At 73.6% G+C, this 15,366-nt stretch carries 14 protein-coding genes; 2 read left to right on the top strand and 12 right to left on the bottom strand.

From position 1 onward, the window contains the following. Positions 1-107: 107 nt before the first annotated feature. The 4 genes from C8E97_RS35145 to C8E97_RS03175 all read right to left on the bottom strand — a co-directional run bounded on the left by C8E97_RS35145 (position 108) and on the right by C8E97_RS03175 (position 4,879). Positions 108-1,040 carry a hypothetical protein gene (locus C8E97_RS35145; protein ID WP_211346899.1) on the bottom strand — a complete coding sequence of 311 codons (933 nt, stop codon included), beginning with the start codon at positions 1,038-1,040 and terminating at the stop codon, positions 108-110. 190 nt (positions 1,041-1,230) lie between these two features. Further along, complete coding sequence (locus C8E97_RS03185; RefSeq protein ID WP_147454984.1) at positions 1,231-1,848, bottom strand: hypothetical protein; 618 nt, start codon at positions 1,846-1,848, stop codon at positions 1,231-1,233. Positions 1,849-1,892: 44 nt separating this feature from the next. Then, on the bottom strand, positions 1,893-2,462 hold the full coding sequence (locus C8E97_RS03180) for a hypothetical protein (RefSeq protein ID WP_121001474.1): 570 nt from the start codon (positions 2,460-2,462) through the stop codon (positions 1,893-1,895). A 116-nt stretch (positions 2,463-2,578) separates the two neighbouring features. Next, positions 2,579-4,879, bottom strand: a complete 2,301-nt coding sequence (locus tag C8E97_RS03175; RefSeq protein ID WP_121001472.1) for a sodium-translocating pyrophosphatase — start codon at positions 4,877-4,879, stop codon at positions 2,579-2,581. A 236-nt stretch (positions 4,880-5,115) separates the two neighbouring features. On the opposite strand from C8E97_RS03175, the gene C8E97_RS03170 reads away from it, so the two are divergent. Next, entirely contained in the window at positions 5,116-7,596 is a 2,481-nt protein-coding gene (locus C8E97_RS03170) for a DEAD/DEAH box helicase (protein WP_121010676.1), read from the top strand. Between the two features lie 370 nt (positions 7,597-7,966). Here C8E97_RS03170 and C8E97_RS03165 read toward each other — a convergent pair whose 3' ends face one another. The 8 genes from C8E97_RS03165 to ssd all read right to left on the bottom strand — a co-directional run bounded on the left by C8E97_RS03165 (position 7,967) and on the right by ssd (position 13,775). Then, complete coding sequence (locus C8E97_RS03165; RefSeq protein ID WP_121001470.1) at positions 7,967-8,581, bottom strand: bifunctional DNA primase/polymerase; 615 nt, start codon at positions 8,579-8,581, stop codon at positions 7,967-7,969. Between the two features lie 273 nt (positions 8,582-8,854). After that, on the bottom strand, positions 8,855-9,172 hold the full coding sequence (locus C8E97_RS03160) for an Rv3654c family TadE-like protein (RefSeq protein ID WP_246018643.1): 318 nt from the start codon (positions 9,170-9,172) through the stop codon (positions 8,855-8,857). Between the two features lie 118 nt (positions 9,173-9,290). Continuing rightward, positions 9,291-9,725 carry a TadE family type IV pilus minor pilin gene (locus tag C8E97_RS03155; RefSeq protein WP_342776176.1) on the bottom strand — a complete coding sequence of 145 codons (435 nt, stop codon included), beginning with the start codon at positions 9,723-9,725 and terminating at the stop codon, positions 9,291-9,293. Between the two features lie 107 nt (positions 9,726-9,832). Next, a complete protein-coding gene (locus C8E97_RS03150; protein WP_121001466.1) occupies positions 9,833-9,985 on the bottom strand; it encodes a DUF4244 domain-containing protein in 153 nt (50 codons plus the stop codon). A 45-nt stretch (positions 9,986-10,030) separates the two neighbouring features. Beyond that, positions 10,031-10,585, bottom strand: a complete 555-nt coding sequence (locus C8E97_RS03145; protein WP_121001464.1) for a type II secretion system F family protein — start codon at positions 10,583-10,585, stop codon at positions 10,031-10,033. After that, on the bottom strand, positions 10,585-11,346 hold the full coding sequence (locus tag C8E97_RS03140) for a type II secretion system F family protein (RefSeq protein WP_121001462.1): 762 nt from the start codon (positions 11,344-11,346) through the stop codon (positions 10,585-10,587). Before C8E97_RS03140 ends, C8E97_RS03145 begins: the two co-directional genes overlap by 1 nt. After that, the gene (locus tag C8E97_RS03135; protein WP_121001460.1) at positions 11,343-12,485 is read right to left on the bottom strand and encodes a TadA family conjugal transfer-associated ATPase; all 1,143 of its coding nucleotides are present in this window, start codon (positions 12,483-12,485) and stop codon (positions 11,343-11,345) included. The genes C8E97_RS03140 and C8E97_RS03135 overlap by 4 nt, the downstream gene beginning before the upstream one ends. 186 nt (positions 12,486-12,671) lie before the next feature. Then, positions 12,672-13,775, bottom strand: coding sequence for a septum site-determining protein Ssd (gene ssd, locus C8E97_RS03130; RefSeq protein WP_121001458.1), 1,104 nt, complete (start codon positions 13,773-13,775; stop codon positions 12,672-12,674). A gap of 475 nt (positions 13,776-14,250) precedes the next feature. Between ssd and C8E97_RS03125 the strand changes: the two genes are divergently transcribed. Continuing rightward, positions 14,251-15,063, top strand: a complete 813-nt coding sequence (locus C8E97_RS03125) for an HAD family hydrolase (RefSeq protein ID WP_121001456.1) — start codon at positions 14,251-14,253, stop codon at positions 15,061-15,063. The last annotated feature ends 303 nt before the right edge of the window (positions 15,064-15,366 follow it).

Raw genomic sequence — 15,366 nt, 5'->3', positions numbered from 1 at the left:
ACACTGTGTCCCGACCCGCCAGTGTGCACTGTCCGTTGTCGCCGCATGGGCAGCCCTGGTCGGGACAGGGTGACACAACTGTGCCCGATCGACCGTCAGGAGGACCGCTACGCGGCCGGCCAGGTGCGCTCGACGACCCCGCGCGGAGCACGTCCGACCAGCTCCGCCAGCCGGGCCAGCCGCCGCCTGCCCACCACGCGGAGCGCCGGTCCGCCGGTCTTGAGCAGTGTCGCCGGTAGCCCGGACGCGGCCAACGCCTTTTGCAGCGGCTCGTGCGTGGCGGGCGCGGCCGGGTCCAGCCCCAGCACGTACCCGGACTCGGCCCACCGGCCGGACGCGAGCGCCCACAGCCGCAGCAGGCCGCCGTGCAGGGCGAAGTCGGGCGGCACCACCTTGGCGTCGTCGACGAGCCACTGGGAGGCGAGCCCGGCCAGGTCGGTGCGGAAGGCCGTGGCGACCTCCAGCACGCCGCCGACCGCGGTCAGGGCCGCCCGCGGTTCGGCGTCCCGGTGGGCCGCGCCCGATCCGGGCCGGCCGAAGACCACCCCTTCGGGCTCGGCCACCTCGGGCACGACCTCGTCGTCGGGGAACCCGTCCGGGGGGACGTCATCGGTGGACCCGTCGGCGGGGAACTCATCGGTGGTGAACTCTTCAGCGGGGAACTTTTCGGCGGGGAACCCTTCAGCGGGGAATCCTTCAGCGGCGGACCCGGCCGGCACGCGGTCCGCAGCGGTGGCCGGGTGCTCGGCGGCGCGGTCCTCGACAGCGCGGTCCTCGACAGCGGGGTGCTCGGCGCGGTCGTCGGCGGGGTCGTCGGCCGGCTCCGGGTGTTCGACCACCGCGAGCCGGGCCTGCACGCCCCGTTCGGCCAGGGCCGCGACCAGGGCGACCCCGCGCCACCGCTCCTCCAGGCGCACGGAGATCCGGGCCGCCCGACCGCGCGCGAAGCCCGCCGCCCGACCGGGCCCGCACAGCAGCCCGGCCAGGTCCGCGACACAGGGCGGGCGCGCCTCGGCCGAAAAGAAGGACAGTTGCCCCACGACCCGGCAGCGTAGAACACACGTTCGAGCACGGCCAGTCTCCGACCGGGCGAAACCGCACCGGCCGGTGATCCGGTCACGCGCCGTCGTCACGCGAGCCGGGGCGGGGCACACGCGTCACCGGCCTCCGGCACACGCGTCACCGGCCGGGCCACGCGGGTCACCGGCCGGCGACGGGGTCACGCGGTGCTCAGCCGCCCAGACCCTTGAGCTTCTCGCTCATCGCGGCGCACTCGGGGGCCTCCTTGAAGGCGGCGCCCAGCACCGGGTCGTCCTGGAGCTTCTTGATCTGCGCCTGGAGCTCGGTCGGGTCGGCCTCGTCACCGCCGAGCTGCTCCAGCTTGGTGGCGAACTCCGGGTCGTTCGGGTCGAGCTTGGCGAGCCCTTCGCTCGCGGCGGTCCACGTTTTACCCGATTCGGTGAAGAACTTCACCAGTTCGTCGTGCAGCGCCTGCGCGTTCGGCGAGGGCGCGCCCACCTCCGCCAGCTTCGCGCCGGCGTCCGCCATCGACCGGCCCGACGTGGTGGCGTACTCCAGCAGCGCCGCCTTCTGCGCGGCCGGGTCCGTGGCGCCGCCGCCCAGCAGGGTCTGCAGCAGCTTCACCACGCCCTCGATGCTCGGCGCGATGCCGGTGCAGAACGTCCCCGTCCACTTCACCGGGTCGGCGGAGGCCGCCGCGCTCGTCGTCGTGGTCGTCGTCGCCCCCGACGTCGCCGTGGAGGAACCGGCCGGCCCCGACGATCCGGAGCACGCCCCGGTCACGAGCACGGCCGCGAACACCCCGGCCAGAGCGATGCGTTGCTTCACGAAGTCCCCCACACGTTGTCCGGATCGACGGACCGTCGAACCTACTACGAGCTCGGGGCGGTGGTGTCCGTCGGGCGCAGCGTGCGCAGCGACTGGCAGGACCTGGCCTTCTCGGCGGCGTCCCGCAGCTCCGGGGTGGCCTCCAACTGCTTCAGCGGCTCCGCGAACTGGTCCAGCCGCGAGATGGCCTCCCCGGCGGCCTGGAGGCCGCCCACGGGGTCGTTGGCGTCCGCCGAGTCGACGGCCACCTTGGCGTCGCCGAACGACTTGGCGATGTCGGAGAACGTCCCCGCCATCCGCGACACCTGCTCGTCGCCGCCCGCGACCGGCGACGGGCCGACCTCCCGCAACCGGGTGGCGCTCTGGTTGAACGCGTCCGCCATCTGGCCCATGTAGGTGCTCATGTCGGCCTTGAGCTTCGCCGGGTCGTTCGCGTCCAGCCTCGGCGGCGTCTTCGGCGCGGACGCGAAGGACGAGGCCGCCGCGCACACCTTGTCCATGTAGGCGACGGGGTCCCCGGCCGACGCCGACGACGGGGCGGGCTCGTCGCCGCCCGACCCGCACCCGGCGGCCAGCGCACCGGCGGCGGCCACGACGGCAAGGCGGAACCTCATCACGGACTCTCCTCACGAAACGTCGGACCCACAGTGTGCCCACACCGGCCCCGCCCCACATGTCGGAGCGGGCGCCCTCCCGGAGGAGGACGCCCGCTCGCCGTGCGGTCAGCCGGTCACGCGGCCCCGTTGGCCACCGTGGTCTCCGCCGGCGAGTCCGCGATCGCGGTGCCGCGCCGCTTGGACACGACCACCGCGGCGACGATGACCGCCGCCGCGACCAGCGCGATGGTGTACCGCACGCCGGCCGAGGCGGACGAACCCACCGAGTAGGTGATGATCGCGGGCGCGATCAGCACCGACACCAGGTTCATCACCTTGATCAGCGGGTTGATCGCCGGGCCCGCCGTGTCCTTGAACGGGTCGCCGACGGTGTCGCCGATGACCGTGGCCGCGTGGGCGTCGGAGCCCTTGCCGCCGTGGTTGCCGTCCTCCACCAGCTTCTTCGCGTTGTCCCACGCGCCACCCGAGTTGGCCAGGAACACCGCCATCAGGGTGCCGGTCGCGATGGCGCCCGCCAGGTAGCCCGCCAGCGGGCCGACGCCGAGGCCGAACCCGACCGCGATCGGCGCCATCACCGCGAGCAGGCCGGGCGTGGCCAGCTCGCGCAGCGAGTCCTTGGTGCAGATGTCCACGACCTTGCCGTACTCCGGCTTCACGGAACCGTCCATGATGCCGGGGTTGTCGCGGAACTGGCGGCGCACCTCGAACACGATCGCGCCGGCGGCGCGCGTCACGGCGTTCACGGCCAGGCCGGAGAACATGAACACCACGGCCGCGCCGATCACGAGCCCGACCAGCACGTTCGGCGTGAAGGAGACGAAGTCGGCGTCCTGGAACACGCCGCCGACCTTGCCCAGCGCCTTCTCGATGGCGTCCTTGTAGGAGCCGAACAGGGCGGTGGCCGCCAGCACGGCGGTCGCGATCGCGATGCCCTTGGTGATGGCCTTGGTGGTGTTGCCGACCGCGTCCAGCTCGGTGAGGATCTGCGCGCCGTCGCCGTCCACGTCGCCGGACATCTCGGCGATGCCCTGCGCGTTGTCCGAGACCGGGCCGAAGGTGTCCATCGCGACGATGACGCCGACGGTGGTCAGCAGGCCGCAGCCCGCGAGCGCCACCGCGAACAGCGCCACGACGACCGAGCCGGACAGCAGGAACGCGCCGTACACCGCGCCGCCGATGACCAGCGCCGTGTACACCGCCGACTCGAAGCCGACCGAGATGCCGGCGAGGATCACGGTCGCCGCGCCGGTCAGCGACGTCCTGCCGACCTCGTTGACCGGCTTGTGCTCGGTGCCGGTGAAGTAGCCGGTCAGCCAGAGGATGACGCCCGCCAGCACGATGCCGATGATCACCGCGACGGCCGCGATCAGGGCCGGGTTGCCCGGCGTCGCGCCGATGTCCTCGGACACGCCCTTCAGCTCGCCGAACGAGCTGGGCAGGAAGACGAACGCCGCCACGGTGCACAGCACGGCCGAGATGACGGCCGAGATGTAGAACGAGCGGTTGATCGCCGTCAGGCCGTTCTCGCCGGTGCGGGCGCTGGTGATGTACACGCCGATGACCGCCGTGAGGACGCCGATCGCCGGGACGATCAGCGGGAACAGCAGGCCCTTCGCGCCGAACGCGGCCGTGCCGAGGATCAGCGACGCCACGAGCGTCACCGCGTAGGACTCGAACAGGTCGGCCGCCATGCCCGCGCAGTCGCCGACGTTGTCGCCGACGTTGTCCGCGATGGTCGCCGCGTTGCGCGGGTCGTCCTCGGGGATGTTCTGCTCGACCTTGCCGACGAGGTCCGCGCCGACGTCGGCGGCCTTGGTGAAGATGCCGCCGCCGACCCGCATGAACATCGCGAGCAGCGCGGCGCCGAACCCGAAGCCCTCCAGCACCTTCGGGGCTTGACCGGTGTACACCAGCACGACCACGGCGGCGCCGAACAGGCCGAGGCCGACCGTGAACATGCCCACCACGCCGCCGGTGCGGAAGGCGACGCGCATGGCCTTCTCGCGCCCGTGCGCGTCCCGCGCGGCGGCGGCCACGCGCACGTTCGCGCGGGTGGACAGCCACATGCCCAGGTAGCCGATGGCCGCGGAGAACCCCGCGCCGACGATGAAGAACAGCGACCTGCCGATGCGTTCCGCTATGTCGTCCGCGGGGAGCGCGAACAGGAGCACGAACACGATGACGACGAAAATGCCGAGCGTGCGGAACTGCCGGTTGAGGTAGGCCGCTGCGCCCTCTTGGACCGCCTTGGCGATGTCCTGCATCTTGGAGGTGCCCTGACCGGCGGCCAGGACCTCCCTGAGCAGCACATATCCGACGACGAGGGCAGCCAGGGCGACCACGGCGACCACGGCCACGAGGCCCTGGTCACCTCCGGAGAGCTCAAGGCCCTCCGCGAGGAAATGCCGGGACATCCGTCCTCCTGGTGAGTTATCCAGTCCCAACGGGGGCGGCACCGCGCTACGCCGGGACCGGCCTCACCCACGACGGTCAACCCCGACACAACGTGACGCAGCCCTCATTGGATGCGATAGCGGCGGAGTCTATTCATAGGACGCAAGGGCGCGACAGTGCGTCCCGATACGTGCACACACCGTTATACGCGCAGGAAGCAACCGTGACGTTGGCGCGGTGTGCGAAGCTGCGCTGCGTGGCGAACCAGGGACGTCGATTGCTGGACCGGGTCCTCGCCGGCACACCGGTGGGCGAATCACCGTTGACGCACAGCACCGATCTGCCGCCCCGGTCGGCGCGCACCGCGCCGTGGCCGTCCTGGGCGGCGGCGGAGGTGGTGTCGGCGCTGGTGGAACGGGGTGTCCCGGAGCTGTGGCGGCACCAGGCCGAGGCGGCGGAGCACGCGTGGGCGGGGCGGCACGTGGTGGTCGCGACGGGCACCGCCTCGGGCAAGTCGCTGGCATACCAATTGCCGGTGCTCAGCGCCATTCACGGTGATCCGAGGGCTACCGCGCTGTACCTGTCCCCCACCAAGGCGCTGGGCGCGGACCAATTGCGGTCGGTGGAGGCCCTCGGCGTGCCGGGGGTGCGCGCGGCGTCGTTCGACGGTGACACACCGATGGCTGAACGCGATTGGGTGAGGGCGCACGCGAACTGGGTGTTCACCAACCCGGACATGCTGCACCGGGGCGTCCTGCCGAACCACGCGCGGTGGATCAGGTTCTTCCGGCGGCTGTCGTACGTGGTGATCGACGAGTGCCACGCGTACCGGGGCGTGTTCGGCTCGCACGTGGCGCTGCTGATGCGCAGGCTCCGGAGGGTGGCGCGGCGGTACGGGGCGGACCCGGTCTTCGTGCTCGCGTCGGCGACGGTGGCCGACCCGGCGACTTCGGCTTCCCGTCTCTCGGGCGTGCCGTGCGAGGCGGTGACGGAGGACGGCTCGCCCCACGCGGGGCGGACGGTGGCGCTGTGGGAGCCGCCGCTGCTGGACGAGTTGGAAGGCGAGAACGGGGCGCCCGTGCGGCGGTCGGCGGGCGCGGAGACGGCGCGCATCCTGGCGGACCTCGTCGTGGAGGGCGCGCGGACGCTGGCGTTCGTGCGGTCGCGGGTCGGCGCGGAGCTGACGGCGCTGGGCGCGCGGCGCGTGCTGGCGGAGGTCGACCCGGAGCTGTCGGCGCGGGTCGCGGCGTACCGGGGCGGGTACCTGCCGGAGGAGCGGCGTGCGCTGGAGCGCGCCCTGTCCGGTGGTGACCTGCTGGGGGTGGCGACGACCAACGCGCTGGAGCTGGGCGTCGACATCGCCGGCCTGGACGCCGTGGTCGTGGCGGGTTTTCCGGGCACGCTGGCGTCGTTCTGGCAGCAGGCGGGGCGGGCGGGCCGGACCGGCGACTCCGACGCGCTGGTGGTGTTCGTGGCGCGCGACGACCCGTTGGACACGTACCTGGTGCACAACCCGGCGGCGGTGCTGGACAAGCCGGTGGAGGCGACGGTCCTCGACCCGACCAACCCGTACGTCCTGGAACCGCACCTGGCGTGCGCGGCGGCCGAGCTGCCGTTGACCGCGGACGGGCTGGACGAGTTCGGCGGCGACGCGGCGCGGGCGGTGCTGGCGGACATGGTGGCGCGGAAGGTGCTGCGACGCAGGCCGAACGGCTGGTACTGGACGTCCCACGACCGGCCGCACGCCGAGGTGGACATCCGCGGCTCCGGCGGCGAGCAGGTCGTGGTCGTCGAGGGCGACTCGGGCCGGATGCTCGGCACGGTCGATCCGGGCGCGGCGTGCTGGACGGTGCACGACGGGGCCGTGTACCTGCACCAGGGCGAGTCGTACGTGGTCGACCGGCTGGACTTGGAGAGCGGCATCGCGCTGGTGCACGCGGAGAAGCCGGACTGGTCGACCACGGCCCGCGACACCAAGGACATCGTCGTCGTGCGGACGGTGGAGGAACGTCGGTACGACGGCGTGACGGTGTGCCTGGGCGAGGTCGAGGTGACCTCGCAGGTGGTCGGCTACCTGCGGAAGCTGCCGTCCGGCCAGGTGGTCGACTCGGTGCCGCTCGACCTGCCCGCGCAGACCCTGCGCACCAGGGCGGTCTGGTACACGGTCGACGCGGACCTGCTGGGCAGCGCGCCGGGGGGCGCCGGCCTGACCCCGGCGCGCGTCCCCGGCGCGCTGCACGCCGCCGAGCACGCGGCGATCGGCCTGCTACCCCTGTTCGCGACGTGCGACCGGTGGGACATCGGCGGCGTCTCGACCGCGCTGCACCAGGACACCGGCGAGGCGACGGTGTTCGTGCACGACGGTCACCCTGGTGGCGCCGGTTTCGCCGACCGCGGGTTCGCCGCGGTGGTCCCGTGGCTGGCCGCGACGAGGGAGGCCATCGCTTCCTGCGCGTGCCCGGCCGGGTGCCCGTCCTGCGTGCAGTCACCGAAGTGCGGCAACGGCAACGAGCCGCTGGACAAGGCGGGCGGGGTGGCCGTGCTGGACGTCGTGCTCGGGGTTGTCGGGGAGAACTCCCACGACGCCCGGCACGGCCGACTCGGTGGTGCCGCCGGCCTGACCACGACCGACCACCCGACGACCGACGGCACCGGAGCAGCCAGCACGGGCGCAGGTGGCGCAGAGGACGACGACACAGAGGACGACACAGCAGCCGACGACACAGCGAGCGCCTGACCGCCCACGGCCGGCGGACCGCCGACCACCGACCCGGCGGCAGGCGTCCGCCACCCGACAGCTCCCGGTCCGCAGCCCCAACCCGACCGCCCAACCCGACAGCCGACGACCGAACGGCCCCGACGGTCGGCAATCCGACGGCCGCCGATCAAGGCCACGCGCCGATCGAGACCGCGTGCCGATCGGGACCGCGTGCCGATCAGGACCGCGTGCCGATCGGGCCACCCGGCGGCGAGGCCCGCCCAGCAGTCGGGGCTGCCCCACGGCCGGCCCTGACTGCGGCGGCCAAGCCCCGCCGGCGGCCAGGCCGGGCCGGCGGCCAGGCCCCCTCGGCGGTCAGGGCCGACCGGCGGTCAGAACCGGTCGGCGGTCAGGACCGGTCGGCCGCGACCAGGCCGTAGTCGGCGGGCGCGTGCACGGCCTCGGTCAGCGCGTCCAGCACGACACCGGGCTGCGGCAACTGCCACGCGCAGATCTGCGGCTTGACCCGCCAGTGCACGACGCCGTGCTGGAACGGCGTCGGCGGCAGCGGGACGTACGCGCCCTCGCCGTAGTGCCGGACGTCGTGGTCGGCGACCCAGTCGGCGCCCAACGCCTGCCCGGTGGCGACCAGGAACATCCACCGGCCGGACGGCGTCGCCGCGATCGGCACCGGCACGCCGGTCGCCCGCAACGCCACGGCGGCCCGCCGCCCGAGGTCCGCCTCGACCTCGATGGCGTCCACACCGTGCCCGGTGGCCAGCAGGATGCTGTAGGAGTGCCCCGCCCACCAGGTGGCGACCTGCTCGGCTCTCGTGCCGACGCGCTCACGCCAGTCGTGGTGCACCGGCACCGGACCGTCGTGCTCGGCACCCTCGCGACCGGCCCACCGCGCACCCGCCGGATAGGTTCCCGGCAGCACAGGCCACCCGTGCCACGCGAGGTTGACCGCCTCTGCGCGCAGCTCGATGCGGAAGGCCCCGCGCCAGCTATCCGACCACTCCATCTTTCGTTCGCCTCCTCGAGAACCACGACACCGTGTCGGGTGTTCTTCGACACCGCGACGGTGCCTCCACTCGAACTAACGACATGAAAGGGACTTCTGGTAACCACCAGTCGACAACTGGTAGGTACGGAACGGCGAACGCCGGTGCGGCGGACGGCCGACAGAACGCCCCGGTTCCCGTTGACCGGCGCGGAACCCGCACCCAGCGGCGTGTGAATCCACTCACCGCCGGAAGGCGACCGTTCGTCGCGGCGGAGCGGGCGGACGACGGCATCAGCCTTCACCCGCGCCGGCCCGCGCCCGCGCGCTGGGCGCGCCCACCACCGAACCGGGACCTCTCACCTCGACCACCACCTCCCACCCGGAGACGTCACAAGCCACCAACTCCGACTCCATCCGCTCAGCCACCCACGCGGCCTTCCCGCAAGCGGACGAACTCCCGTCCACCAACCACCCGGCCGCCGCGACCGCGGCGAGATCAGCCGCGGCAGCGGCCCGGTGCCGAGCGATCACCACCTCCCCGAGCCACACCCCGAACACCACCAGCGAACACAGCACACCCACCACCGCGACCGCCACGACCGTCGCCACTCCCCGGTCGTCACCGGGAACGCGCGGCCGGCCTCCTCGACCGGAACGCCGGTGCCCGAAGGGCGGAAGCCCCAAGGGCGAACAGCCCGAGCACCGATGGCCGCGCCGCGATCGCCGGTCATCCGCCATCGGCCACCACCTCCGGAGGCGGCTCCCCGCCAGGGACAGCGCGGTCCGCCCCCGACGACTCCTCCTCGGAACCCTTCCCCGACCACCGCTCCCCGCCGGGCACGGGAGAGGGCCGCCCCTCGTCGGTGACGCCGAACTCCAGCACCGCATACGCCCGCGCCCGCACGTCGACCAGGCCACGGCGGGAGGTGACCTCCGCCCACGCCGTGTCACCCTCCCGACGGACGACCACCTCGGCGCCCGCCGGCGCGATGGCCGCCACCGCCGACGACACCCGCGCCGAGTCGCCACGAGCGACCAGCCGAGCGGCCTCCCTGGCGGCGTCGGTGCACCGGAGCTGCCCGACTACCGTCATCACCACCTCGGCCCCGAGCGCCACGAACACCAACACCCCGCACAGGGCCAAGGCGGCCTCGACCGTCACCGCGCCACGATCCCCGCCCCGCGACGGCCCACGCCGGCTTGCCCCGCCGGGCGACGGCCGGCACGCGTTTCCCTTGGCCGGTCCGGAACCCGGCGGATCTCCCGTGGTCACGTGCCCGTCGTCAAGGCTTGTTGGAGCAGCCCGCGCAGCAGGTCCCGCACCCAGTCGCCACCGAGCAACACCAGCAGCACCGTCGCGAGCCCCGCCGCCGCCAACGTGCCGATGGCGTACTCCGCCGTCGTCATCCCCTTGTCGTCCACTACATTTCTCCCTACTGTCCATTGTGGATTGTCGTTGCCAGTTGGTCATTGCCAGTTCACACTCACCTGTCCGGCCAACCCGAGCACGACCGGCAGGACGCCGAGGCACAGGAACGCGGGCAGGAAGCACAGGGCCAACGGCCCCGCCACCAACACGGCCGCCCGTTGCGCGCGGCTCTCCGCCTGGTCGGCCGCACGCGCCCGGAGGTCCGCCGCCAGGTCCGCCACCGCGCCGGCCAACGCCGCGCCGGACCGGGCACTGCGCCGCGCCGCCCGTGCCAGCGGAGCGGTGTCGGGGTGACGCAGAGCGGCCCGCCACGCGGTGGACGGGTCAGCGCCCCACGCCAACAGCTCGCCCACCCTGCGCAGGTGCTCCGCAGGCCCAGGGGGAACACCGCCCAGCACCGCCTGGACCGCCGTCGCCACCGGCAAGCCGGCCCGCAGCGTGGCGGCCAGCAGGTCCCACGCCGCCGGCAGCGCGAACGGGTCCGGCGGAGGTGGCTTGGTCCTGGGGGGCCGCTTGACGGGCACATCGAGCCTCGCCAGCACCGGGCGGCGTGGCGGGTAGACCAGGAGCGCCGCCGCGAGCAGGAACAGCATCACGCGACCACCCGCCTGGTCAGGTGGGCGCTCCACCGCAGGCCCGCGCAGATCAGCCCCGCCCCCGCCACCAGCAGCACCTGGCCTGCCGTGGTGGAGGTCAACACGTCCAACGGCCCCGAGCCCGTCACCTCGCCCAACAGCACGCCGAATACCGGCAACGCCGCCAGCACGGCCGCACTGGCTCGCGGACCGGCCATGCGGGCGTGGAACCGGTGGGCGAACCCGATGCGCTGCCTGAGGTCCTGGCGCACCGCCTCCAGCACGTCGGCCAACGGCACGCCGTGCTCGCTGGACAACCGCCAGGCCCGCGCGAGCCGACGCGCGTCGGGATGGGCCAACGCCGCCTCGACGTTGCCACCGCGCGCCGCCGTCGACGCGATGGTCCGGAACACGTCCACCGCCGGCGGCGAGGCGTCCTCGGCCGCACCGGCCGCCGCCCGCGCCGGGTGGGCGCCGGACCGCAGCTCGGCGACGAACGCGGCCAACCCCTCGGCGATCGACGCCGTGGCGGCAAGGCGTTCCCGCTCCTCCTTCCGGTCCGCGCGGGCACGCCACACCGTCAGCGCGACGAGTGCGCCCGCGACCGAGCCGCCGACACCCAGCACCAGACCCGGCACCGCGCCCAGCCCGAGCACGATCGGGAGGTTCGGACGGGGCAGCCGCCACCGGCGCTGCCGCCTGCCCCGCAACGCCGTCAGCCGCCTACCCGCCGAGGGCGGCAGGACGAGCAGGGCAGCCGCCAGCAACAACAGGCTCACGACGCACCCGCCGACACCGCCTCGATCAGGCCGCGCAGAGCCGCGCCCGCCGGCTGCCAGCCGCCGTCGCGCCGCCACGCCGGCCGAACCACCAGGGTGTCGTGCCGCCGTTCGAACACCCCGATCTCGGCGAGCTGACGAGCCCCGCTCGCCGTGCGACGCATGTGCAGCACCACCTTGACCGCCGCGGCCAACTGGCTGTGCAGCGCACGCCGGTCGAGCCCGCCCAAGGCCGCCAACGCCTCCAGCCGGGCCGGGACCTCGGCAGGCGAATTGGCGTGCAGCGTGCCCGCGCCGCCGTCGTGGCCGGTGTTGAACGCCGTGAGCAGGTCGACCACCTCCGCACCGCGCACCTCGCCGACGACGATCCGGTCCGGCCGCATCCGGAGCGCCTGCCGCACCAGGTCGCGGACCGTGACCCGGCCCGCTCCCTCGACGTTCGCGCCCCGCGCCAGCAGGCGGACGAACTGCGGGTGGTCGGGCTGGAGTTCGCCGGCGTCTTCCACGCACACGACCCGCTGGTCGTGCGGCACGCAGCCGAGCAGGGCCGCGAGCAGCGTCGTCTTGCCCGACCCCGTGCCGCCGACCACCAGGAACGCGAGCCTCGCCCGCACCAGGGCGCGCAGCAGCCCGGCGGTCGCCCGGTCGAAGGTCCCGCTCCCCTCCAACGCCGCCAGGTCGTGGACGGTGGGCCGGAGGATGCGCAGGGACAGGCAGGTCGACGGGGTGATCGGCGGCAGGACGGCGTGCAGCCGCACCGAGCCCGGCAGCCAGCCGTCGACGTACGGCACCGCGTCGTCCAGCCGCCTGCCCGCCTCGACGGCGAGGCGTTGGGCCAGCCGGCGGACGGCCTGCTCGCCGGGGAACACGACCTCCGTGCGCCGCAGACCGCCGACGCCGTCGACCCAGACCTGGTCCGGGCCGGTGACCAGGACATCGGTGTTGGCCTCGTCGCGCAGCAGGGGTTCGAGCAGGCCGGCGCCCCCGAACTCCTGCTGCATGAGCACCAACGTCCGCTGGAGGTCCTCCTGGCCGACCACCCCGCCCGCCTCGCTCCGCACCACGGCCGCGATGGACGCCGAGGTGAGGGCGACGCTCCCGTCGGCCAAGCGCTGCCGCACGCGGTCCGCGAACTCCATCACGGCGCACCTCCCGACCCCGGACCACCTCGTGCCGCGAACGCCGCCGAGCCCGTGGCGGCTCCGGGGGCCGTGGGCGCGTCGAAACCCGCACCGGCCGCGCGAGCCGCGGGAACCCAGGACCACCGGGGCAACCACACGCACATCGCCCGGCCGTTCATCCCCGCAGGGCCGGTGCGGACCACCTCACCCACGACCGGCCTCCACGAGCCGGGGCTCCTCCGCGGACGAGCGCTGGTGCGAGCGGAGGGCGGCCAGCACGTCCCGCGCGGCGGTGGCCAGCGGCCCCTGGCGGTGGTTCGGGAAGCGGCCCCGGTCCAGGGCGGCCTCCAGGTGGCGCTCCGGGCGCATGGTGGTGAGCAGGGGCACGCCGACCGCCCTGGCCACCTGCCGGGCGCGGAGGCCGCTCGGGGACGGACCGCGCACCACGGCCTGCACCGCGACGCCCCGCCCCGCCACCTGGTCGGCGACGCGCCGGGCGGCCGCGCACGCCCGCAGCCGCGCGGGCACGACCAGGACCGCCAGGTCGGTGCGGTCCAGGGCCGCGCCGGCGGCGGGCGACAGCTGGCGCGGTACGTCGCAGATCACGGTGTCGCCCGCGCGCCGACCGGCGTCCACCACCGCGCCCACGGCCTGCGGCGTCGGGTCCGGCCCGTCCCGCGCGCACGACAGGAAGGAGAGGCGGCCCCGGCCGCGAGCGCGGGACGGCAGGGCCGCCCGCAGTTCCGCGACCGGCACCCGACCACCCGTCAGGCGCAGGTCCGGCCACCGCTTGCCCTCCACGTGCTCCGCGCCCAGCGCCAGGTCCAGGCCGCCGCCCAGCGGATCGCAGTCGACCAGCAGGCCGCGCCCGCCGGCGCTCAGGACCGCCTGGCCCACGGCCGCCGCGAGCACGGACGCTCCCGCGCCGCCGCAGCCGCCCACCACCGACAGCACCCGCCCGTCCCCCGACGGGGACTCGACCAGGTCGGACAGCACCTCCTGGAGCCGGGCCGGCTCGGCGGGCACCTCGACCACCTGCTCGACGCCCAGCTCCACCGCCGACGACCAGGTGCCCGGCCCCGGCGGGCCGCCGGCGACCAGGAGCACGCCCGGCCGGCGGGGCAGGGCGGCACGGACGCACGACGCCGCCGCCTCGGCGTCCAGCACCACGGCAGGCGCCGCCTGCCAGCGTGCGCGCAGGGCGGGCACGTCGGGCACGCGCTCCACTTCGCAGCCGGCCACGGCCGCGGCGCACAGCACCTCGTCCAGCAGCCGGGCCTCGGTCAGCATGGCCAGCAGTCGGTTCACCGGTCCTCCTCACATCGGGTGAGGCCACATTCCCGAGTGGTGAGGAACGCCACAACCGAGCTTGATCAAGTTGTGGACAACTTGAGGGCTGTGGACAACTTGGAACCGCGAATCGGCGGTTTCGCCGGTGGCGAGCGCCCGGCCGAGGGCCCGCGTCGAAGGGCACCGGAGAAGGCCGCGCGGGGGCTCGGAGGCGGGGAAGGGTATCGCCGGAGGTTTCCGCGACCGACCCCGGACATGGGACGACCCCCGCCAGGGGGGAGGGACGGGGGTCGTCATTGGTTCAGTCCCGGGGGGTCGGACTGAACCCGTCCGGTCGAGCCGGACCCGTCTACTGTATCCCCACGGGACAGGGTCATGCGTGTCTTCCGTTAGAGGGACACGGAAAATTCGGTAGACCGCATCACTGGCAGTTCGTAAAACGCCGAAAGACGGCTGCCCCACGGCCCGTCCGACCCGCCCTTAAGCTGGAGCAGTGACCGAGCACGCCATCGAAGGCAGCAGAGTCGCCGCGTTCTTCGACCTGGACAAGACGGTCATCGCCAAGTCGAGCACGCTGGCGTTCAGCCGGCCCTTCTTCCAGGAGGGCCTGATCAACCGGCGTGCGGTGCTCAAGAGCGCCTACGCGCAGTTCGTCTTCATGCTGGCCGGCGCGGACGCCGACCAGATGGACCGGATGCGCTCGCACATCACCGCCCTTTGCGAGGGCTGGGACGTCGAGCAGGTGCGCTCGATCGTCGACGAGACCCTGCACGACATCGTCGATCCCTTGGTCTACAAGGAAGCCACGCAGCTCATCACCGACCACAAGACCGAGGGCCACGACGTGGTCGTCGTGTCCGCCTCGGGCGAGGAACTGGTCGCGCCCATCTCCGACATGGTCGGCGCGACGCACAGCGTGGGCACCCGGATGGTCGTCTCCGACGGTCGCTATTCGGGCGACGTGGACTTCTACTGCGCGGGCGAGAACAAGGCCGTCGCGGTCAAACAGCTCGCGGAGGAGCACGAGTACGACCTCGCGCGCTGCTACGCCTACTCCGACTCCATCACCGACCTGCCGCTGCTGGAGGCCGTCGGGCACCCCACGGCCGTCAACCCGGACCGCGCGCTGCGCAAGGTCGCCACCCAGCGCGGTTGGCCGGTGCTGACGTTCTCGGACCCCGTGTCGCTGCGCGCCCGTATCCCCCGCCCGTCGGGCACGGCGGTGGCGGTCACCGCGATCGGGTTGGGCGCCGCGACAGCGGCCGGTGTCGCTTGGTACGGGCTGCGCCGCCGACGCCGGAGCTGATTCACCCGGCGCGGGGCCCGGACAGCGGTACCGGACCGGCGGTCAGCGGGAAAACGCTGTCACACAAGGACTTCCGCTACTGACGGTCGCTTGACCGGTGCACACCATCGAGCCCTTGCCGTACGGCCGAAACCGCACTACAAAGGAAGTTGCGGACCTCGGGTTGGCCAGGGACGGAGCGGAAGAGAAGCACCGTTCACCCCGACAGAGCTCCGTGCGCGGACTTCGAGCACCCACGCGCAGCACGCCGCGGGAGGCTTGTCGTCTAGGGACTGCGTACCGGGACGCCGGACGCCGAGTCCA

The sequence above is a fragment of the Saccharothrix australiensis genome (assembly GCF_003634935.1).
In the GTDB taxonomy this organism is placed as follows: domain Bacteria; phylum Actinomycetota; class Actinomycetes; order Mycobacteriales; family Pseudonocardiaceae; genus Actinosynnema; species Actinosynnema australiense.
This window is presented reverse-complemented; position numbering and strand designations above follow the sequence as displayed.

Coding starts and splice junctions, on each gene's coding strand:
- C8E97_RS03180 (WP_121001474.1), bottom strand. CDS start 2,462: ATGAGGTTCCGCCTTGCCGTCGTGGCCGCCGCCGGTGCGCTGGCCGCC.
- C8E97_RS03175 (WP_121001472.1), bottom strand. CDS start 4,879: ATGTCCCGGCATTTCCTCGCGGAGGGCCTTGAGCTCTCCGGAGGTGAC.
- C8E97_RS03165 (WP_121001470.1), bottom strand. CDS start 8,581: ATGGAGTGGTCGGATAGCTGGCGCGGGGCCTTCCGCATCGAGCTGCGC.
- C8E97_RS03145 (WP_121001464.1), bottom strand. CDS start 10,585: ATGCTGTTCCTGCTCGCGGCGGCGCTCCTGGTCTACCCGCCACGCCGC.
- C8E97_RS03135 (WP_121001460.1), bottom strand. CDS start 12,485: ATGGAGTTCGCGGACCGCGTGCGGCAGCGCTTGGCCGACGGGAGCGTC.